Raw genomic sequence first — 21030 nt, 5'->3', positions numbered from 1 at the left:
GGATAAACATAGATGGATACGCAGGTAAAAACTCCGAACAGTATTTTTATGCAACCGCAGCGATTACTGGTGCCCCTATTTCAGAGGCCCTATGTTTGGAACGAAGAACGCCAGTGGGAACCATTGTGGAAGGATGTGCTTCGTGTAACCGAACGCTCATTAGCGAATAGTCAGCACAGCCAGCCGCACTTTCTCGGCGCGATTGTTCTGCAACAAATCAAGTCCATCACCGGTAGTCTCCAGCAACGGTCCGTCATTGACGGACAACAGCGACTCACGACCTTGCAGATAATGCTGGATGCTATTCATGCGGAAATACATAGTGCAGGACAGGACAGCGCTGCCAGTAGACTGCTGATGTTGGTAGAAAACCCTGAACCGTTTCGGCGTCAGCATGAAGACCAATATAAAGTTTGGCCCACCAATAGAGATCGCGCTGCATTCAACGAGGTGATGGGGGCTCCAATTCCAGTGGATTACTCCAATCTCAAATACAAACATCATCGGCTAGTAGAGGCTCACCGATACTTTGCCGAAGAGTGCAGAGCATGGCTCTACGCTGAAGGTGACAACGCACTGAGCGAGCGTGCAGACGCATTGGAACGAGCATCCCGAGAATTGCTACAACTGGTGGTTATCGACCTTGCGGAAGATGAAAACGCGCAGGAGATATTTGAAACGTTGAATGCGCGTGGAACACCACTGACCGCTGCCGACCTAATCAAAAACTACGTTTTTCAGAGTCTGCTTGAGCAAGAGTCTGATGTTGAAAAGTCTTATCAGGATCACTGGCGGCAATTTGAAACCAAATTCTGGGAGCATGAGATCAGTTTCGGTCGAGCCAAGTCACCCCGCTCAGCGACGTTTCTCTCACAATGGCTGGTAGCCGAAACAGGAGAGGAAATCTCGCCGAAAGAGGTGTTCTCCCGCTTCAAGGTCTTTGCCGAGTACGAAAACAAACTGCCTATGCAAAAAGTATTGTCGGAGATACATCGGTCTTGCAACATCTACCAGTCGTTTGTAGAAGAAGCTGCGCAAACCGAGGGCAACATCAGCCGTCTAGCGTTGTTCGTATATCGGACGCAGGCGATGGAAACAGAAACCGTCAAGCCCGTACTCCTGTCGATGCTAGATCACAAAGAAGGCGTGCCTACGCAGCCGGTGCTGGATAGAGCGCTTGGCATCATCGAGAGCTGGCTTGCGCGCCGAATGCTTGTCAAAGCTACTACAAAATCCTACGGCACCGTGATGGCGGGGCTTGTTGACCTGATTCGTAAAACAGCGCCCAGTAGCACGGCCGACGTGATTGAGAAGTACTTGCGCTCTCAGTCATCTGAGTCCACCTATTGGCCGGACGATGATGAAGTGCGCACATCGTTAAGCACCCTGCCCATCTACCGCCGACTCTCCAGAGGGAGACTGCGCATGGTTCTTGAGGCACTGGAAGATCAGCTTCGCGGATGGGACTCAGAAAAGGGATCTCTATCAGCGATGCGCGTTCGCCGCGGGCACTTCCACATTGAACATTTGATGCCTCGAAACTGGCATGCAAACTGGCCATTACCAGACGGGCTTGAGGAGTATGAGCGCGATCTGCATTTGCATCGACTTGGTAACCTCACTCTTCTGTCACAGAGACTGAATAGCAAAGTTTCTAACGGACCCTGGGCGGGAGAGAAAGGAAAGGTTTACAAACTCAAAGAGAATGATGTGCTTCTCATGAACTCTCGCATTGTGGACGCAGATTCAGCGTCTTGGTCAGAAGCAAACATTCAGAAGAGAACCGACGAACTGATCGAGTTAGTCCTCACTATCTGGCAAGTCCCGGAAGGACACCGCGTTCGACTCACTGACGAGCGCAAAGCGAGCATCCACACGATTGATCTACTGGATCTACTCAGCGAAGGTGTTATCGAAGTAGGCCAAAAGCTCTACTCTCGACAAGGCAAATATAGCGGTGCGACAGCTGAGATAACATCCGATGGCCAAGTCGCCTACAAAGGCAAAACCTACACGTCGCTTAGCGCTGCCGGGAAAGCTGTTAAGCAGAGTAGTACCAATGGCTGGGGTTTTTGGTGTATTGATCCGGACGGCGATACATCGCTTCGAGATATACGCACTCAGTATGTTGACGCGTTAGGAATTGATGAAAACGAGGCGACCGAGGACTACCTCAGCGAGGAGTGAGACCGTACGCCGGGCACTAGAGTATGTGTTGTCGTAACGGGGAGAGGTATCCCTGACCACGGGACCTATTTTCCAGCCTATAAGACCGCTCTGCGGGAGCTTGGTGTGAAGAGCACTGCCTCAGAACGATTGAAGGACCGAAAACTGTTGAGATCAGGGGTTACTGTGGTTCGCGACGGATTCACATTCGTTCTCGCACCCGGTGGCGCAGTGAAATAGCGACTACACCTTATGCTGGATGCTGCGCGGAATTGTCGCTTGAGGGGTCAATTTCGGGCAGTGTAGCCTCAAATTGGCATGTGACTAACTCAAGGATTTTGGGAGCTCACTGTTCCATCGCCGCCATCAATTCAGCGCCAGAAGTTATGACTGTATCGCTGTCATACAAGCTAGAGTGCTCTTCATCAGGTTCGTACCCTGTTGGCCTCAGAGTAGTTTTGTTCACCACCCATGACGCCTCCGGTCTGCGCCTTCCAAGCAAGCCCGCAACCTTCATTACATTAACGCCAAGGGCGTCTGCAATAGCGCCATAAGTACAGCGAGTCTTTTTTTGATTCAGGAAACGAAGAATTGATCCGACTTCTACTCTAATGTCTATGCTCTCCTTGCCAATGATGTAAGGCTCGAGAATAGCCCTCTGAGATATGCTGAGCTGCGGGAAGTGGTATATACCCCGCCCAATCCAAGACTTGGTATTCTTCAAGTTACCGCCTGCGGCCGCTAGCTGCTCGAGTACCGCATCATGATCATATTTATAGATCGTTCCGTCGGCTGCCGTGAACAAACACCATCGATTGGTGCCTACCCAATGCCGACTAAAGTAAAGCCGGGTTACTCGCTCTAGGGTTGGCTCTCCAGACGTTGCTGTTTTGTAGACGGACTGGACATCTGCAAATCGGATGCCGGGCCTCTCACCGCAGTGGGGGCAGGGTCTGGCTCCTTTCTTTTCCTCATTCCACGTAGTGACAATGTAAGGCTCATTACAACTTGGGCATGCTATAGCGGCGTTATTGCCATAAAGGTCGTAAACATTAAGGTCCATGCCCTGCTCTCCAAATATCAACAAAATAAGTTTCGTTGACAACGAAGCAATTGTCAACAACCTCTGCTTTGTTGATAATCTTTAATCTCCGACACCCACCTGCATGTGAGCAGCACACGCGCTTAGAGAGTCTAGTAGCCTTGAAGAAAAAGATTAAACTAGAAATCGCTTGGTATTGACTCATGGCGCTCAGCTGCGGCCACATTAAGCATATGTTTGTATTCGTTTTGGTATATTATTAGTGTATGAAGTCTCCTCTCCTTATCAAAGACACTCAATCTCGGGCTCGGTCTGTAAAGTCGCTGCCTGGGCCTGGTGCATTGTCTATCCAAGGCGGCGCTATCACTTTGGATGTTACGAAGGTTGCATCCTCTGACAGCGGGCAGCGAGTTTTACAAAAGCTTCAAAATATAAAAACGAAATAGCTGCGGTAGCGCGCTGGATTGGGCTACTCAATTCCATTCAATCTTATACTCATTCCACTAATATCAGGCTTCTGGTTTGTCCATAAGTGGAAAAGAACGTCCATAGATTCCGCCCGCTCGGATCGAACACGCCTAATTTTCTTTGCCTCGATAGCCGGGCTGGTTTTTGCGGTAGTTTCCAGGTTTTTTGTTGTCGTACTCGATCAGCTCGAGGCGTTTATTGTTGTAACGAAGTGGTGGGGAGAATTTGCTCTTTTTGACCATTCAGGAGCTGCATTTTTAACGCTGCCACTTTCGTATCTCTCGGCTATTTGTGCCAACTGGATGGACGCCCGATCCCCCTACGAGGTCTTGGTGGATTGGATTAAAGAGCATGGTAACGGTTTAGAGAATTTCTTTATCGAGGCTTCGGAGAGGGCGAATCAGGACGGTACGATGGTGATGATTTCGCTTGATGACAATAAAGTCTACGTGGGCTGGGTGCAGCAGGGGATGCGTGAGCCTCATGAGCCTGAAACGTTTTTTTCTGTGGTTCCTGCTCTCAGCGGATATCGATCTCCAGTCACTAAAGAACTCAAATTCACTGACAACTACAGTGACGTGATCGCTAAACTAGGCGATGGCAAAAGCAACCTTAATGACGCCGACTTCAAAAAAGTCATTCCGGTAGATCGAATCGCCAGCATTGGTTTCTTCGATCCAGAGAACTATTACCTTTTTGAGAAGTTGCGATGAAATTTAGAATTTAGACAGGCAAATCTGGATCATTGTGAGAGGCACGCTTGTAGTACCAGCACGACCTGCCCCGTTCGGGAAGGGTTCGGTGTTCGGTACGGCGAAAGTCGTTACGTTTCTTCGACTTGCAGACTTGCTCCCCTCCCCCGCTGTCACATCGGGTTCGGGATAGGTTCGGTTTCGGCTGTTCAGGGGTTTTAACATTGAGAAAACGGCTTAGTTTTCTTCACCTTGCTGCGACGGATGCGACGCTCTCAGCCATGCTCATAATCGATTGGTCGTAGGTTCAAGTCCTACTGGGCCCACCATTTTTGTAAATTGCATAGACTTGTAGCCACACTGGCCATTCGATTCCGGGCACATAGGTGACACTTTTGCCTGTGTGGGGCGCTGGGTGTTCTCCATTAATGATGAAGAGCCAGCTCCGCGCGGACGATCGTCAAGGTCTCCTCAATCAAAACCAGTAGCTTTTCAGAGTCATGCAGGTCATAGCCCAAGTTCGCACGGATGATACTCATCGCCACATAGAGTTCTCGGGGGTCTGCCTCAACCCTTTGAGCATCAAACGTGAGTGAGTTGCCCACCGTGGGTTTCACGTATCGGGTCATCACGGGAAAGGTGTTCCCGCGCAACATATTTCTAATCTGGCTGATCTTCACAACTTGAAGGTACTTCTGAGCCAGAGCAGCCAAGCTCTCTCGCAAAGGACTTGACTCAATTAAGCGCATGTTGCCCGTGTCCTTCAGCTCCTCAAAAGTACCGAAATACACCTCAAAGCCGCCGATAATTGACGAATTCTGCAGAGCAACAAATAAAGTCTGGTAGTCGTCTTCACTGCGGTGTTCTGCCGCAAGCCGCATCAAACCCGACTCCATGTTGGAGACAGATAACCGCATTCGATCATTGTTATCGACCAACGCTTCACTGCTCTTTTTGAGGTCATTTTCAAGCCTTTGCAGATACTGCCCTTCGATCTCCCTATTCTCTCGGTCATTTTGCCACTCGTTAATCTGCAGGCTCACAAAGAAACCAACAACAATAATGAAGAACTCAAGGGGCAATGTTCTCCACGTCCGGTCGATAGCATTGTGGCCTGCTCTGAGTAACACCTTCCGCTCTCCTTATAGCTGCTGATGACCAAGCCCTACGCTAGTGGCCAACGTCAGCATTCCCCGCGGTCACGAAACCACTCTCATAGGCAAAAATCACCGCTTGGGCTCGGTCACGCAAACCCAGTTTTGATAGAACACTCGACACATGCGTTTTTACCGTTGCAGAGCCGATATCGAGTGCATCGGAAATCTCCTGATTACTTGACCCGCTAGCAATACACTCCAGTACATCTCGCTCACGCTCCGTAAGCCGATCTATACGGGCTCTCATCTTAGTATTGGCACCGCTGTGAGCGGCGAACTGGCTAATCAACCGCTGTGTGACATCAGGGGCGAGCAGCGCACCACCAGCAGCCACTGCCCTCACAGCAGCGATCAGCTCTTCAGGAGGGGTATCTTTGAGCAAAAAACCACTCGCACCAGCGCGGAGAGCACCGTAAATGTATTCATCGGGGTCAAACGTGGTGAGCACGATAATTCGCGTGTCGTCAGCATGATCCGTTAGGATTATTCGGGTCGCCTCCAGTCCATCCATTTCCGGCATACGGATATCCATCAACACAACATCAGGCTTCTGCTCACGGACTACCGCAATAGCCTCAACGCCCGTAGCAGCTTCAGCGACGACTTCAATGTCAGGCTGGTGATCAAGCATCATTGCAAATCCACGACGGACCAGCGCCTGATCGTCAACGACCACAACCTTCAGACTCATGCGTCTATACCTCTGTATGGCAAGAACGCCTGGACCTCAAAGCCCCCGCGCGGGCCTTCCCCCGCTAGAAGCCATCCGCCGAGAAGCTCCGCTCGCTCGCGCATACCCGCGATGCCATAGCCGTTGCCCGGTAGGCCAATCGCGCCCTGGCCATTGTCGGTAATGGAGACCGTAATGCCGTCAGTCGCACTGGCTATGGTGACTACTGCTCTCACCCCATCTCCCGAATGTTTAAGCACGTTAGTGAGTGCCTCCTGGACGATACGGTACACGGTAAGATCTACCCTTGCAGGCAGAGCCGAGAGATCGCCTGACGTGCATAACTCAACATCGAGACCCGCAGCGCCAACTTCTGCAACAAGCGTTTTGAGATTTGCACATCCCGGCTGCGGCATAAGCTCGCCACTATCTTCGTCGCGGCGCAACACATGCAGCAGGTGCCGCATTTCCTGCAAGGCCTGTCTGCCGGCAGATTCGACGGCCTCCATAGCCCCCAATGCAGCCTCTTGGTCCGACCTCACAACGGTCTTCGCAGCGCCGGCCTGGACGGTCATCAAGCTTAGCTGATGGGCGACAATGTCATGAAGTTCCCGGGCGATGCGGCTGCGCTCTTCCGCCACCGCCTGGTGAGCCGCTTCTTTACTACGCTGTTCGAAGTATTGCGCGCGCTCCTTCAGGAAGCGAAGGTATTCCCCACGGAACCGCAACCGCCGTCCGGTGTACCAGACCGCCACCATCAACAATAATGTAGTAAAGCTAGCGTACTGTCCGGCCCCCAAAACATACTTATCAAATGCTGCCACGAACACCGCCAGCAGCATTACCAGAACGCTTAAGCGGCCATCTGCGACATAGCGTCCCACACTGTATAAAGAAACCGCGAGGCCGACGATGCCCTGGCCCAGAGGGCCGAAACTGGTGACGGCGTAACAGGCGACTATTAAGAGGTGCACGGGCACCGGGAGACGGCGCCGCCAGATAAGCGCGGCGTTGGCGATGATGGCAACCCCCAAAAATATGATGCGCTGACCATCGCCCAGTTGCGGTATCTCGTCGCGATTAGCAGCCCAAAGAGCGATTGTGAGACCAAAAGCGAGAGCCGCCAGCAGCGTATCTGCAAGGTACACCCAGCCGCCATCGTGGCCGCCACGACTCTGGAATTCTTCCGCTGGGTACGCGCCGGCGTGAGATGCGGTGATGGCCGCCTTTGCGCCCGCTGTTCGTGTAGAAGCTGAATCGGAGTAACTGTCCATGCCACTACTGTAGCACCTGCTCTAACCATGTCATCCAACCCCAGAGGCAAGCGAATACTCATTTTTCTCATCCTTTTGGGGGAGGCATATTTCCGTCCTACGGCCGATGTGGGTTAGACGATGGCAGCTCAAAGTGTGTTCTTCAAATGACCAACGGATTTGCGACCATGAACAACTCAGCCGTGCCCCGGGCAGCGAGCCCCGCATCGATACCTCTAACGGCTGGGCAGGCAAAACGCTACGCCGTCACTGCCTGGTACCTGCTTGCGACCATGGGCCATTTCATATTTGCCACTTACATTCTCGCCGTGTTCTACCCACCTATCGCCGCCCATGGGGCCGAAGGGCTCGCCGGCATGCATCTTCCCAACGGCTTTCGCGAGGGCGATGTGGTCGGCAACCTTGCCGCCGTAACTCACGTTATGATCGCGGTCGTGGTGATCGCGGGTGGTCCGCTCCAGCTTATGCCAATAATTCGAAGCCGACTTCCAGCCTTTCACCGTGTTCTGGGCCGATGCTACGTGATGGCGGCTATGTGCAGTGCTACCGTCGGTCTCTACATGGTCTGGACACGCGGCACAGTGGGCGGATTGGTCGGCCACATCGCGATCTCCGGCGACGGGATTCTCATACTCATTTTCTCCGCACTGACCGTCTACAACGCTCTCAAAGGGCGCCTCGCTACGCATCGTCGCTGGGCCATGCGCCTTTTCATGGTGGCAAGTTCAGTATGGTTTTTCAGAGTCGGTTTAATGGGCTGGATTGCATTGACCGGTGGAATGGGAATCGACTTCAAAACTTTCAGCGGCCCGGCGTTGACTCTCCTATTTTTCGCCCAGTACCTGCTGCCCCTGGCCATGCTCGAGTGGTATTTTCGCTTACAGCGGCCTGCGCCCCCGGCTGAGCAATGGGGCTTTGCACTGGTTGTCATGGGACTGAGTTCTTTCATGGCTGTTGGTATATTTTCCGCAACGATTGATATGTGGTTACCGAGGGTCTGAATGGCGAAAAATTGCGCCGCAGTCGAGTAGCTAAAGCTCGGCCTCACGTAGCGCCGGGGCTCGTACTGCCAAGCTAACCTCATCCGGCCACTGAAATCAGTAACTGGGAATCAAGCAGCCGTCCTGCTCAGCACTCTTCATACACACTTACCCTCAGATCACGATAGGGTTAAGCCCTAACTAAATGCCTGCCGAGATTGAACAGATTTGAGACCTCTGCATGAGCGGCGAAAAGGTACTGACAACTGGACATCGTTAATGATGAAGAGCCTCGTCTCGACGCAATTCATACTCACTCCGTCCCAGAGCGCTACACAGGAACAACCTGCCGAGTTAGGGTTGCGCGCTATCTAGCAACAACACCCCACGGTCACCACTGATGCAGAATCCATCGCTCGAAGAACCAAAAACAACGAAACTATCCCGCAGACAACAAACCGTGTTTGAAGTGTTCGTCGTGCTCGGCGTAGTGCTGTTGGTAAAGGACGTTGCCGATCGTTTCAATGCGATTGGTGCAGGATCGATTGCCATGTGGTGCGGCATATTTGTTGCCGCCTACTTTATGAAAAAGCAGGGAGTAAATTGGAAAGACCGGGGCTTGGCACTTCCCGCTGGCGCGCTGAGCTGGGTTAAGTCTCTGGGCCTCGCGCTGCTAACCGTGGTAGCGGTTATCCTGTTCATGGCACTTGTTGTGCCGCTCATGTCAGACTTGCTGGGCGTTCACATCCCGGAAAGTTCTACCGACCGATTTGAATTCTTCCTCGGTCAGCCGATGGTGTTTTTCATATATCTCGTAGTGGTCATCTGGATTGGTGCGGCAGTGGGTGAAGAACTTCTGATTCGCGGCTTTTTACTCAACAGTCTGATTGAGTTGTTTGGCGATCATAAGAAAGGCGTAACTGCGGCCGTAGTGCTGCACGCGGGAGTCTTCGGAATGTTGCATATTTCACAAGGTGTCCCTGGTGTCATAAGCACGGGAGCTGTCGCCGTTATATTTGCTGTCGTCTATCTACTCAATGGGAAAAAGTTGTTCCCACTGATTATTGCGCACGGCTTGATTAATTCGATCAGCATTACGGCTTACTACCTGAGTGACGGCAAAATCACTTAGGCTCGTAAGCGGCCATCCTATTCCCCGTTCTGCCAGCTTAAGGATATCAATCCGGTCTACGATAATCAGGCAACCGCCCTGCTCAACTCATTGAACGCACTTATCCCGAGATTTCGATAGTGTTCAGCCCGAACAAGATACCGTCTCAATTTAAACAGGTTCGTTACAGCAGCATTAGCGCTCAATTGAGTACATCGGTACATAGGTCCCATTATATTCCGGGCACATAGGTTACACGTTTGCCTGCGTGGGACGTCGGGGTTCGACCTTAAACCGTTCCCGCAAAATCAGTTTAATGAGCCCCGGTGTCCCCCTTTAATGATGAAGAGCCGCGAAGACTCTACCCACTTAAGGGGAGATACACCGGTTTTCACTAAACCCGGTTGCTAAAGCTATCCCACCCACAGTGGGTTATGAACCGTGGTCGTTCGTTCTGGCCATACTCATCTGTCAGCATGAGACCCGTGGTCCACTCGAACATGAGCAACAGGTTTTACAAGGTTAATCATCCTCGATAATTTCGCGGTGAATGCGCACCGCTACGCTTCGCGGGCGGATGGGCAGACCCCGGGCGACAAGATGCGCTCGGGTGAACGCCGCGCCAAACAAAAGTATCAAAGAAGAATAATTAACCCACAGCAACAACAGCACTAAAGAACCCGCCGCGCCGTAGGTAGAGGCCGTTGCCGTATAGGAAAGATACAGTGAGATCAGTGAGCGTCCAAAAGTAAACAGTACGGCCGTTAACAGGGAGCCGAGAGCCACATCGCGCCAGCTCAGTTTGACGTCGGGGAGTACCTTGAAGATGGTTGCAAACAGAAAGGACGTGATCAAAATCGAGGTGAGCATATCGGCGAAACCAAAGGCCACGTCGTACCATGGCAACCATCCCTGAACGTTGTGCAGTACGTATCGCAAGCCGACGCTCAGGGACAGCGATACCAGCATTACAAACCCGATAGAAAGCACGATGGACAGGGATGTCAGGCGCTTTTGAATCAGTAACAGGATGCTGTTTCTGGAGGGCTTTGGCGCGACGGTCCAAATCGCATTCAGAGAGTTTTGCATCTGCCCAAACACCGTCGTGGCACCAAGGAGCATCGCAGCGATGCCGGCCAGGGTAGCCACCAGGCCGCCCTCCTTCAAACTGGAGGCGGCCACAGCGTTCTGCACAGTCTCCGCCGCATCTGGACCCACCACCTCTTGTAGCTGCGCCGCAATCTGCCCCTGGGCAGCCTCCTGTCCATAGAAAACCCCAATAACACTCACGAGGACTATCATTACCGGAGCAATAGAAAAGAGCGTGAAGAAAGCCAGAGATCCCGCATTGGCGAAGGCATGGCTTTCCAGCCAGACCTTTACCGCCTGCTTCAAGATATCAACCCAATAGACAATGTTTTCGCGAAGTTTGACGTTCAATACCTAATCACCAAAATGCCACCCAACGTTAATGAAGCGCCACTCTCAGCGCAATTACTACTTGCGCCAATTTAGACCATCTTCAACCGAGAAAATTGTTTAGCTTTCTTATTTTGGAGGACTTTCACTGGCTGCCAACCTCTCGACGGTACGCGATGTGCGCTGCCGCCACTCGCTATCGCCTTTGCCGTCTGCCGGTCCAGTGAAAGCGCTAGCTAAACAGCGCAACGGAACGGAGCTACAACGCTAGTAAGAGGCCGAACGCCAGCAAAGTTGGCGTGAGAAGCGTGAGCAACACATTCTGACCCATGTATGGCACAAGCAACGGAATGTCATGGGCGTGGCGCCGCAACCCCAGCCACACACGAACGCCGATCGGCAAGGTCAGCACGCTAAGAAGCGCAGTGACAGGTAATGCATCCGCGACAACGGCGAATAGCACCGACCCGTAGGCCGCCACAAGGAACACAGCAAACGTGGTCACACCCACACCGGTACCATACCTGATCAGGAGGTGCCGACGGCCCACGCGGGTGTCAGGTTCAATGTCAGGAAACTGATTCATTAACAGCAGATTGCTCACCAGGAATAACGGCAGGAGTGAGGCATACGCCCCCGCCTCACTGTAGGTCCCCGTGAGCACATAGTCTGTTCCCATCACCATCAGCGGGCCAAACGCCACACCGGGAGCGAGAAGGCAAAGTACGGACGAGCGAGTTATAAAGCGCGTATAGGTGAGAATCGTTGCCAAACCCACTATGCCCGGTACTAGCACACCGTAGCCGCGGCTTACACAGAGCCACAATCCAATAATCGCCACTAATGCGACGGCCAGCAGACCTACCACCAGAGCGTAATGAGCTTTTTCGGGATGCGTGGGCAGCGTTCCTGTACCACCGCTAAAAGGCGTGCGCTCGGTGATGAGATCCAGGCCGCTTCGAAAATCTTCGTACTCGTTGAGGGCGTTCACTGCGACATGGGCTGAGAGCGCACCAACAAAAGTCAGCAGCAGCACGGAAAGATTCAGCTCCACACCTTGCGACACAGCAGTCACGGCGCCCAATCCCACAACCACCGGCACAAGAAGAAGAAACGGGACGCGCATAGGACCGAGCGTTGCGGCAACGGATGGATTGAGCATGACAAAGACTTGCTGGTTAAAGAACGCGGCGATTATAGGAGGTTTCTGGTGCGATCAGCCAAGTTAGCTCAGGCAGATTGCAGATATTCACCGCGCGATCTCAAGCAACCACCCTGCTCCACGCTTCAAACGCGCTTACCCTCAGATTCCCATAATGCTGAGCCCTAACCAGATGCCCGCCCAGATTGAACAGATTGCTGACCGCCGTATAGATAGAATAAGTACCGCCGGCGGGTATTCATCGGCCGATTCTATCAATGTGGCTGAGTTAACGTGCCGGCACCATTGCATGGCTTCTGGTGAACCCCAGCACGTACCAAAATGTGCAGGCTATTTGCTCGCGATAATATGTAAGCTAGTTGTCGATATACTTAAAGCCGACAACCCAAAACTTCGGAGCGGAATTTGTCGACCGCCTCGATCCTGAGCTCTGGACCTATCTATGTTTCTAGATCTTGATAGCGGCAAGTTGTACATTTTTGTAGGCGGCTTGCTGATCTTCGGGCTACTCGAGTTTTGGTTCCCGATTCGCCAGTCGCGCTCGCAAAAGCTGCAGCGGTTTGTTTTTCACGCATTGGTAGCCGCACTTAATACGGTGCTAACCAGACTCCTGGTTTTTGTGCCATTTCTGATGTGGGCGGTTTACGTCGACGAACAAGGCTGGGGGATAGCGCGCTGGCTGGGGCTTAAGGGTTGGATAGAGATTTTCACCTCCATCGTAGTGCTCGACGCCTTTGACTACGCGTGGCATCGAGCCAATCACCGGATCCCGTTTCTCTGGAGATTTCATAAAGCCCATCATGCTGATACCGGCATGGATATCAGCACAGCCTTACGCTTTCATCCGGGGGAGTTGATGATATCGGCGCTGGTAAAGGCGTTGTGGATTGCCGTCTGGGGACCCACCGCAGTCGCCTGGTTTATCTTCGAGATCCTGGTGAGCTTTTGCTCACAATTCCATCACTCCAACCTAAACTTACCTACCAAGCTGAACAGCTTTATTGGGACCATACTCGTCACCCCGCGCTATCACAGTCTGCATCATCTCGCCGACCGACAATTTGGCGACCGCAATTTCTCGACGATTTTCCCCTGGTGGGATGTGCTCTTTCAAACAGATATCAGGCAAACAACAGCACTCGGAGATGATGCGACTTTTGGTCTGCCCGAGGGTCGGAGTCTGGCTTTTTCGCCACTGGAGTGGCTCGTGGAACCGTTTCGCCGACGCAATATGGACCTTGCAAAACCTCAGGCCACAGAGGAAGGTAAGGTCTCGTGATGTCAGCTGATTTTTCAACGACAATAATAGGAGTCATTTATGCTCGCAAAACACTTAGTATTCGCCCTCGCTGCACTGCTCATATCAACAGGCGCAAATGCAGACCAAGGTCAGAAGGAACACGCGGGTAAGGCCGCGGAACATGCCGGAAAAGCGGCGAGCGAAAGCGCCGAACACGCTGGCAAGGCGGCCAAGCACGCTGAAGAGGCGTCGGAACACGCCGGAAAAGCGGCTGCCGAGGCCTCAGAGCATGCCGGTAACGCGGCAGAACATGCAGGCAAAGCAGCCGAGTCGAAGGCAGAGAAGGCGAAAGAGCATGCCGGGCGCGCCGCTGAACATGGCGGAAAACCAGCCAAAAAGAAGCCTGATCCCGAGTGAGGTCCGTGGGTAAGCTTGCTGGCCTGCTGGGACCCCTGCTTCTGGCCGGACTCGTATTAGACGTAGTACCGGCTAAGGCAGACGATGTTTTTTATGCTGACGATATCAAGGCAGCTACCCGACGCTATATTTCGCAGCACCAGGATCAGAACGGCTTGTTCAGCATCGAAGACCGTGTTGTAGGCACGACGCTCACTCTACGATTCGTAAAAATCCACGACCCGGTGCGGGTCATAGACGGCAATCGCTACTTTGCCTGCACGGATTTTGCCGTGCCCGGAGAGCCCGACAAGCTCTACGATCTCGATTTTTGGCTGCGACCCGAAGACGGGAAACTAACGGTTTATGAGGACCGGGTTCACAAAGAGCCGCGGCGATCCGCGCTGTGGGGGTGGTACAAGCATCCTCGCTACACCTTTGTTAACGACGAGGTTGTGCCATTGTATGAATAGAATCCGGCGCGGCTTCCCCTGATGCCAAGGTTAAAAATATCATCGACTACTTCTACCTAACACAATGCCAGGAGGGCCCTTGGCACATAGGTAAGAGTTTATCCCGAGGACACAGGTCACATTTTCACCTACTTAATGGAGCGAAGGGGCTTTGGCTCGCAGGCAGTCTGCTCACTGGCTATGGGTTGAGATAAGACTTCTCCTCTATGCCTCAAGCATCGCCGATGTCTTTAGCGAATCTTGTTTACCGTTCCTGCCACACGCGCGGACGTGACTGCCGTTTTAAGCTACCCTCCTGCGGAGGCCGCACAAGAGGTCTCCTGACCGAGCAGGCTTGATAGTGACCGAGACAGACAAATACCGCAGAGACATGGGGACGTTCGGCGTCCTTTTTATCGTCGTGAACGGCCTCATCGGTGCGGGCATTTTCGGCTTACCCGAAGTGCTGCATGTCGCCGTCGGCGAGTTCGCGCCCTGGCTGTTGCTCTTGGGCGGTGTAGTCGTTTCGGCCATCGTCGTCTGCTTTGCCGAACTCACCAAACTCACCGACCGCTCCGGCGGCCCACAGCGTTATGTTGGCGATGCGTGGGGGGATTTTGCCGGCTTTCAGGTCGGATGGGCCTTTTTCATCGCCCGCCTCATCAGCCAGGGAGCCAATGTACTCGTCCTCGTCGCGTATGCCGCCGCCCTTTGGCCCGCCGTCGGCGAGGGGCTAGGCCGGACTCTACTTATTGTTGCCGTGCTAGGCAGCCTGACGGGCATCAACATCGTGGGCATCAAGCGTGTTGTCGCTGCCCTTGGCGCAATGACATTCTTAAAGCTTGTTCCTCTGTTAATCCTGATGTTTGCAGGCCTGGCCGCCGCCAGCGCGCCGGGGCCGTTAGTCCTGCCGCAGTTCAGCGAGGTCGAAGGCATAGCGCTTGCCGCCCTGTACGCTTATGTCGGCTTCGAAAACGCCACTATTCCTGCGGGCGAAACACGTGATCCCAGGCGGGCCATGCCTCGTGCGCTTTTGGGCGGCATCGCGGTCGTCACCCTGATCTATTTTGGCCTGCAATGGGCTTATAGCCATAGCATCATTGCCGGCACGGGCCCCGATGCCCCGCTAACCGCGCTGGCGGCGGAGTATGGCGGAGACATGGGGGCGCTGCTGATTGCGGCCACTATCGTGGTCAGCGTGCTCGCCAATCTCACCGCCGGCCTCACTTCGGCCAGCCGCATGCCGCCGGCGCTCGCCGATGACGGTCTGCTCCCAGCCTGGTTCAGTAAGGTGTCACGCTGGGGTACGCCAGCCAACTCCATCGCTTTCTTTGGTGTAGGCGCGCTCATCTTCGCTTTGAACTCCAGCTTCCTCGTGCTCGCGATCATTTCCACCCTGGCGCGGCTTCTAGCCTACATAGCGTCCATCGTCTCGCTACCGAAGTTGCGCCGTAATGCCGGCCTACCCGCCATCAACTTCACGATCCTGATCGCTGCCCCTATTGCTCTAGTGTTATCGGTTTGGGCGACGCTGCAGACGAGCATAGACCAATGGTTGACGCTGGCTGCTCTCGCGCTAGCTGGCACTGCTCTGTACTTCATCGCCCGCAGGAACAAAACAGTGCTGAAAAATTAAGCCTCAGATCGCCTGAAAACTTGATCCCAAGGTATCGCGCAGCCTCCCGGCTCTGCTCCCAAGGCAGGTAAGGACCCGCAGCTCAACCCTGAAACGCTTGCATGAATTTCCGGATGCGCTCTGCATTGGCGCCGACATCGCTTCTGCCAACGCGGGACTTCGACCGCACATCCAGCCGACTACCGCCGGCTGTTCCAGCGATCCTGATCACCACATCGTCCTTGAAACCAAACCAGAAGGTCGTTTCCGTCGCTTCGATTCGCCCATCAGAGGGTTCGCTTGCCACAAGCTCCCAGCCCATCGCCTCGACCACTTCAAGTGCCCGAGCGAATGTCTGGTCTGCCGGCATTTCTAGCGTTACTGTTTTGATATCCGGATAGCTTTCACGCTGCCGCGACGCAACTTCCTCGCCCAAATATTCCGGAGGGTTGGGCGCATCGACACGCAGCGGCAGCACCGCAACGAAGGCGGGCGGGTTCTCGGTATCGGTGGTGATGTCATGTATAAAGGGCAGCGAGCGTACCTTTTGAACGCCGCTCCATGGCAGGTATGCAGTGCCAAGACCAAGAGCCAGCGCTACGACGAGAGGCAGGGCTCCCAGGACCCGGGTCTTAGGAATAACAAGCATGAGCAGCGCTAGCGCCGCAGCCCCAAGACCAACAAAAAAGGCGATCCGCATCATCAGAAAGCCGGTACCGTATTCCCAAAGACCAAAGCGTGTGCCGGGGCCGGACAAGAGCAGTAGCAAAGCGGCGATTAGCGCAGCGCCTATTGCCAGTCTTCTGAAAATTTTCGCCATGTCGTCGACAACCATAAAATGAAGTTACGGGAAGCCTACCTTGCAACGGTTCCAACCGCTATTGTTTGTCTGGACAGACCTCGGCTGTTTTTTTCGTCGGCGCTCATAATCGATTGGCCGTAGGTTCAAGTACAACTGGGCTCGGCGTTGATAACGGAGTAAGAAAACCGCTCAGTGTTAAGATACGCAACGGTGGTCCCGCAGGGTAACGCGAGACTGACATACATACTTACCGCCTCAAAGAAAAGGAAATCCGTGAACTACGTACACATTGTTGCAGTACTCGCTATCTCCCAGTTTATTTATTTGGCCATCATGGTGGGGCGCGCCCGAGGAAAATACAGTATTGACGCCCCGGCGACGACCGGCCATGAAATGTTTGACCGGGCTTTTCGTATACAGATGAACACACTCGAACAATTAGTGTGCTTTCTGCCGGCACTACTGCTGGCAGACGTGTATTGGCCCGGCACCGTCATTGCAGCGATTGGGGCCGTATACATTGTGGGTCGCGTTCTGTACGCAAGCTCCTACACCAAGGACCCTGCTACCCGGGCTTTAGGTTTCGCTCTTAGCATAATGCCGACGTTCACCCTTCTGGGTGCGGCAGGACTGGGCGCGGTGCTGGCGGGGGTTGCATAGCCTGTCGGCATTAAAGCTCAAGAAGCCCGACAAATCTGCATTTTGCGGAGCCAACACGGGTTGCAACCATAAACCCTGGATCACAACTCCATAGAGTATGCGTGACTGAGTAACGTTAAAAAAAGCGGATTCTTGTAACTTCTGGTAAAACGAGCTTTACTATTTAAGTGCTTTAGCCGGGCTCAAATATTTACCAGAAGAAATGAGGCAACGAGAAACTATGGACGGACCATTCCCGCAGGTGACACGTACTTACCAGAACCACCACCTGGATTCGACACGCTGGGAGGAGTACGAACCGCGCTCAACGGACATCATTGTCACGACCTCTTACAAAGCCGGAACGACCTGGACACAACAGATTCTGGACGAAATGTTTTACGGCAAGATGACCCCTCGGCCCGAATTCAATGATGTAACACCCTGGCCCGACGCACGGTTCCTACCCATTCCCCGCGAGCAGCTTGGGCCTTACATGGAGGCGATACCGGGACGGCGCTTTATCAAGAGCCATCTACCTCTTGATGGTCTGCCCTACTACCCGCAGGTGCAGTATTTTATCGTGGCACGGGACGCGCGCGACGTCTTCATGTCTTTCTACAATCACTACTCGCGCTATACCGACACAGCAATGAGCATGATGAACGCACCCGACGTTGTTGGCGATCCCCTTCCGCCCTGCCCACAAGACCCCCGGGAACTCTGGCAAGGATGGATGACTCGGGGTTGGTTCGACTGGGAATCCGAGGGATATCCATTCTGGGCAAACCTCGGTCACACGGCGAGCTATTGGGCGCATCGCCACCTGCCTAACTTTCACTTCTTTCACTACAGCGACATGCTCCGCGACCATGCCGGTGTCGTATCCCGCATGGCCGAGGCAGCGCAATTCGACATCACGCCAGAAGATCTGGAGCGGATCGTCACTAATACCACCTTCGATCACGTAAAATCCAAAGCAAAGGAAATGGATGCGAAGGGCGATCCTCGCGGCGTGGTTTTTAAAGATGGCGCTGAAGGATTTTTCTTTAAAGGTACCAACGGCCGATGGAAAGAGGTTCTCACCGACGAAGATTTGCAATTGTATGAGCAGGCCAAGAAAAAGGTTCTCACACCCGATTGCATAAAGTGGCTCGAAGAAGGTGGTCAGGTAGGCTGATGAGGCCCTACTTGCTACGGCCGATGAAATCACCGAAGGCCGCGCCCGGGAATCACCTGGGTAGACCGTTCCGATAGGCATTTAGTAAGAGCAACAGCCCAATACCCATACAAGAATTGATGTTGGACGTAACTCAACATCGGGACTACATAAAGCAATATGCTTGGGTGACGACAAAGGCTGAATGGCATGACAAAGCAAGATAAGACGGTCAGCCCCGAGACGGGAAAGGATCCGGTCTGCGGCATGTCAGTAGATGCTAAATCTACACACCGCTATCAGCATAAAGGTCAGACCTTTTGTTTTTGCAGCGCCGGTTGCCAGAGTAAGTTTGCCACCAGTCCGGACCATTATCTTGCAGAGGGCGACAAACAAGAGGCCACCGAACTTGGGGTCTGGCACACCTGCCCCATGCACCCAGAAGTCCGCCAGTCAGGACCAGGCACCTGCCCAAAGTGCGGTATGGCGCTGGAGCCAGAGGCTCCCAGCCTTGGCGATAGCGAGCACCCGGAACTTGTGGATTTCAGGCGACGCTTTCTGTTCAGCCTGCCATTTACCACCATGGTATTCGCACTCGCCATGCTTGGTCACGGTCATAGCTGGCTACCCGGAATCTGGCAGAATTGGCTTGAACTGATGCTGGCGACTCCCGTGGTGCTTTGGGCGGGCCGGCCCTTCTTCGTCAGAGGCATTCAGTCCGTCATCAACCGCAGTCTCAATATGTGGACGCTCATTGGGCTGGGCACCTCGCTGGCTTATCTATACAGCCTGGTGGCGACTGTCGCCCCGCGGGTCTTCCCAGAAGCCTTCGCGATCGACGGTCGCGTGAGCGTGTACTTTGAAGCTTCCGCAATGATCATCTCTCTCACCCTGCTGGGACAGCTTATGGAGTTAAGAGCACGGGCGCAGACTTCGGGAGCTATCAAGGCGCTGCTGGGTCTGGCGCCGACAACAGCGCGCCGCATTAATGACGACGGCAGCGAAGAAGACATCGCAATAGAAAACATTCAGGTGGGGTCCCGCCTGCGGGTGACCCCAGGCGAGAAAATCCCCATCGACGGCATCGTAGAAGAAGGCCGCAGCTCCGTTGATGAATCCATGCTTACCGGTGAGCCAATTCCAGTAACCCGGACAAGGGGCGATAGGGTCATAGGCGCGACACTCAACACCAACGGCACATTGGTGATACGGTCGGAAAAAGTCACTAGCGACACCACACTGGCGCAGATCGTGAGCCTGGTTATTCAGGCTCAGCGATCCCGCGCTCCGATGCAGAGGCTAGCCGATGTGGTATCGGGCTATTTCGTACTGGTGGTTTTGACTGTCGCTATCATCACCTTCCTTAGCTGGGGTTTCGTGGGCCCTGATCCTTCCTGGGTCTATGGTCTGATCAATGCCGTTGCGGTCCTGATAGTCGCCTGTCCCTGCGCTCTGGGACTGGCCACGCCTATGTCCATCATGGTCGCGACCGGCAAGGCCGCGAACTCGGGTGTACTCTTTCATGATGCTGCCGCTATCGAGGCACTGCGGCTCATAGATACAATCGTGATCGATAAAACCGGTACGCTAACCGAAGGCAAACCCACATTTAAGAAGGCGGTGTCACTGGGGGAATTGTCTGCAGACGAGGTTTTGAGATTAGCTGCCAGTCTTAATCAAGGCAGTGAGCATCCGCTGGCGCGCGCCATTGTGATGGCGGCCAGGGAACGTGACATGAACCTGGCTACAGTCAGCGATTTTGACTCTGAAAGCGGTATCGGCGTTACCGGCCAGCTCAACGGACAGCTCAACGGACAGCAGTTGAGTCTGGGCAATACTAAATTCATGCGACAACACCATGTTGATGTGAACAGCGCACAATCCAGCGCCGACCAGATGCGTAATCAAGGTGCCAGCGTCATGTATCTGGCGCTTAGCGGCAAGCTTGTTGGCTTGCTAGCCGTGTCGGACCCCATTAAGAGCAGCACGCACGCAGCCATAAGAGCACTGCATGAAAGGGGACTCAAAATCATCATGGCAACCGGCGACGGCGAGATCACTGCACAGGCGGTAGCCAGTGAACTGGGCATCGACGAAGTGCACAGTGAGGTGACTCCCCGGGACAAACTGAACCTGATGAGCAGGCTGCAGGCCGAAGGCCGTAAAGTGGCGATGGCCGGGGACGGGATCAACGATGCACCAGCCCTGGCACAGGCTGACGTGGGCATTGCTATGGGCACGGGTACTGACGTGGCTATGAACAGCGCTCAGGTGACACTGATAAAAGGTGACCTTCGCGGTATTTTGGAAGCGCGACGAATTTCTGAACTGACGGTGAGCAATATGCGACAGAATTTGCTGTTTGCTCTGATATACAACAGTGCAGGTGTACCCGTGGCTGCCGGCATTCTCTATCCATTATTTGGACTACTGCTGTCACCAATGATCGCCGCCCTCGCAATGAGTCTCAGTTCGGTTTCGGTGATCAGCAATGCATTGCGATTGAGAGGGCAGTAAGCCTCACTGCCGGGCAACACCGCTTCTGGAACGCGCGCAATAGTTCTTTAACTGCGCCGGACACAGAAA

At 53.8% G+C, this 21030-nt stretch carries 18 protein-coding genes; 11 read left to right on the top strand and 7 right to left on the bottom strand.

Going from position 1 to position 21030, the window contains the following annotated elements; genetic code table 11:
- Positions 1 to 12 precede the first annotated feature (12 nt).
- Positions 13 to 2187 carry a DUF262 domain-containing protein gene (locus tag R0135_RS14160; RefSeq protein WP_407347571.1) on the top strand — a complete coding sequence of 725 codons (2175 nt, stop codon included), beginning with the start codon at positions 13 to 15 and terminating at the stop codon, positions 2185 to 2187.
- Positions 2188 to 2512: 325 nt separating this feature from the next.
- Here the strand turns inward: R0135_RS14160 and R0135_RS14155 are convergent, their stop codons facing one another.
- Positions 2513 to 3229: a hypothetical protein gene (locus R0135_RS14155; protein WP_407347570.1), complete on the bottom strand. Its 717-nt coding sequence runs from the start codon at positions 3227 to 3229 to the stop codon at positions 2513 to 2515.
- Between the two features lie 443 nt (positions 3230 to 3672).
- Here R0135_RS14155 and R0135_RS14150 point away from each other — a divergent pair, with 443 nt between their 5' ends.
- Positions 3673 to 4389, top strand: coding sequence for a hypothetical protein (locus R0135_RS14150; protein ID WP_407347569.1), 717 nt, complete (start codon positions 3673 to 3675; stop codon positions 4387 to 4389).
- Positions 4390 to 4793: 404 nt separating this feature from the next.
- Here R0135_RS14150 and R0135_RS14145 read toward each other — a convergent pair whose 3' ends face one another.
- The 3 genes from R0135_RS14145 to R0135_RS14135 are packed head-to-tail and all read right to left on the bottom strand — an operon-like array spanning position 4794 to position 7469.
- Positions 4794 to 5498 carry a hypothetical protein gene (locus R0135_RS14145; protein WP_407347568.1) on the bottom strand — a complete coding sequence of 235 codons (705 nt, stop codon included), beginning with the start codon at positions 5496 to 5498 and terminating at the stop codon, positions 4794 to 4796.
- Positions 5499 to 5538: 40 nt separating this feature from the next.
- The gene (locus R0135_RS14140) at positions 5539 to 6216 is read right to left on the bottom strand and encodes a response regulator (protein ID WP_407347567.1); all 678 of its coding nucleotides are present in this window, start codon (positions 6214 to 6216) and stop codon (positions 5539 to 5541) included.
- On the bottom strand, positions 6213 to 7469 hold the full coding sequence (locus tag R0135_RS14135) for a sensor histidine kinase (protein WP_407347566.1): 1257 nt from the start codon (positions 7467 to 7469) through the stop codon (positions 6213 to 6215). Before R0135_RS14135 ends, R0135_RS14140 begins: the two co-directional genes overlap by 4 nt.
- A gap of 167 nt (positions 7470 to 7636) precedes the next feature.
- Here R0135_RS14135 and R0135_RS14130 point away from each other — a divergent pair, with 167 nt between their 5' ends.
- The gene (locus tag R0135_RS14130) at positions 7637 to 8470 is read left to right on the top strand and encodes a DUF2306 domain-containing protein (protein WP_407347565.1); all 834 of its coding nucleotides are present in this window, start codon (positions 7637 to 7639) and stop codon (positions 8468 to 8470) included.
- 379 nt (positions 8471 to 8849) lie between these two features.
- A complete protein-coding gene (locus tag R0135_RS14125; protein WP_407347564.1) occupies positions 8850 to 9581 on the top strand; it encodes a CPBP family intramembrane glutamic endopeptidase in 732 nt (243 codons plus the stop codon).
- Positions 9582 to 10082: 501 nt separating this feature from the next.
- Here R0135_RS14125 and R0135_RS14120 read toward each other — a convergent pair.
- The gene (locus tag R0135_RS14120; RefSeq protein WP_407347563.1) at positions 10083 to 11000 is read right to left on the bottom strand and encodes a YihY/virulence factor BrkB family protein; all 918 of its coding nucleotides are present in this window, start codon (positions 10998 to 11000) and stop codon (positions 10083 to 10085) included.
- A 238-nt stretch (positions 11001 to 11238) separates the two neighbouring features.
- Complete coding sequence (locus R0135_RS14115) at positions 11239 to 12141, bottom strand: prenyltransferase (protein ID WP_407347562.1); 903 nt, start codon at positions 12139 to 12141, stop codon at positions 11239 to 11241.
- A gap of 442 nt (positions 12142 to 12583) precedes the next feature.
- On the opposite strand from R0135_RS14115, the gene R0135_RS14110 reads away from it, so the two are divergent.
- From R0135_RS14110 to R0135_RS14095, 4 genes are all read left to right on the top strand, one after another.
- Positions 12584 to 13420: a sterol desaturase family protein gene (locus R0135_RS14110; protein WP_407347561.1), complete on the top strand. Its 837-nt coding sequence runs from the start codon at positions 12584 to 12586 to the stop codon at positions 13418 to 13420.
- Positions 13421 to 13459: 39 nt separating this feature from the next.
- Complete coding sequence (locus tag R0135_RS14105) at positions 13460 to 13798, top strand: hypothetical protein (protein ID WP_407347560.1); 339 nt, start codon at positions 13460 to 13462, stop codon at positions 13796 to 13798.
- Positions 13799 to 13803: 5 nt separating this feature from the next.
- The gene (locus R0135_RS14100; RefSeq protein WP_407347559.1) at positions 13804 to 14250 is read left to right on the top strand and encodes a hypothetical protein; all 447 of its coding nucleotides are present in this window, start codon (positions 13804 to 13806) and stop codon (positions 14248 to 14250) included.
- 340 nt (positions 14251 to 14590) lie between these two features.
- The gene (locus R0135_RS14095; RefSeq protein WP_407347558.1) at positions 14591 to 15865 is read left to right on the top strand and encodes an APC family permease; all 1275 of its coding nucleotides are present in this window, start codon (positions 14591 to 14593) and stop codon (positions 15863 to 15865) included.
- A gap of 82 nt (positions 15866 to 15947) precedes the next feature.
- Here R0135_RS14095 and R0135_RS14090 read toward each other — a convergent pair whose 3' ends face one another.
- Positions 15948 to 16664 carry a DUF1499 domain-containing protein gene (locus R0135_RS14090; RefSeq protein ID WP_407347557.1) on the bottom strand — a complete coding sequence of 239 codons (717 nt, stop codon included), beginning with the start codon at positions 16662 to 16664 and terminating at the stop codon, positions 15948 to 15950.
- A gap of 255 nt (positions 16665 to 16919) precedes the next feature.
- On the opposite strand from R0135_RS14090, the gene R0135_RS14085 reads away from it, so the two are divergent.
- The 3 genes from R0135_RS14085 (at position 16920) to R0135_RS14075 (ending at position 20961) form a co-directional block, all read left to right on the top strand.
- Complete coding sequence (locus R0135_RS14085; RefSeq protein ID WP_407347556.1) at positions 16920 to 17306, top strand: MAPEG family protein; 387 nt, start codon at positions 16920 to 16922, stop codon at positions 17304 to 17306.
- A 220-nt stretch (positions 17307 to 17526) separates the two neighbouring features.
- Complete coding sequence (locus R0135_RS14080) at positions 17527 to 18465, top strand: sulfotransferase domain-containing protein (RefSeq protein WP_407347555.1); 939 nt, start codon at positions 17527 to 17529, stop codon at positions 18463 to 18465.
- Positions 18466 to 18654: 189 nt separating this feature from the next.
- Entirely contained in the window at positions 18655 to 20961 is a 2307-nt protein-coding gene (locus R0135_RS14075) for a heavy metal translocating P-type ATPase (RefSeq protein WP_407347554.1), read from the top strand.
- The last annotated feature ends 69 nt before the right edge of the window (positions 20962 to 21030 follow it).

Source organism: Congregibacter variabilis, from assembly GCF_045689235.1.
GTDB lineage: Bacteria > Pseudomonadota > Gammaproteobacteria > Pseudomonadales > Halieaceae > Congregibacter > Congregibacter variabilis.
This window is presented reverse-complemented; position numbering and strand designations above follow the sequence as displayed.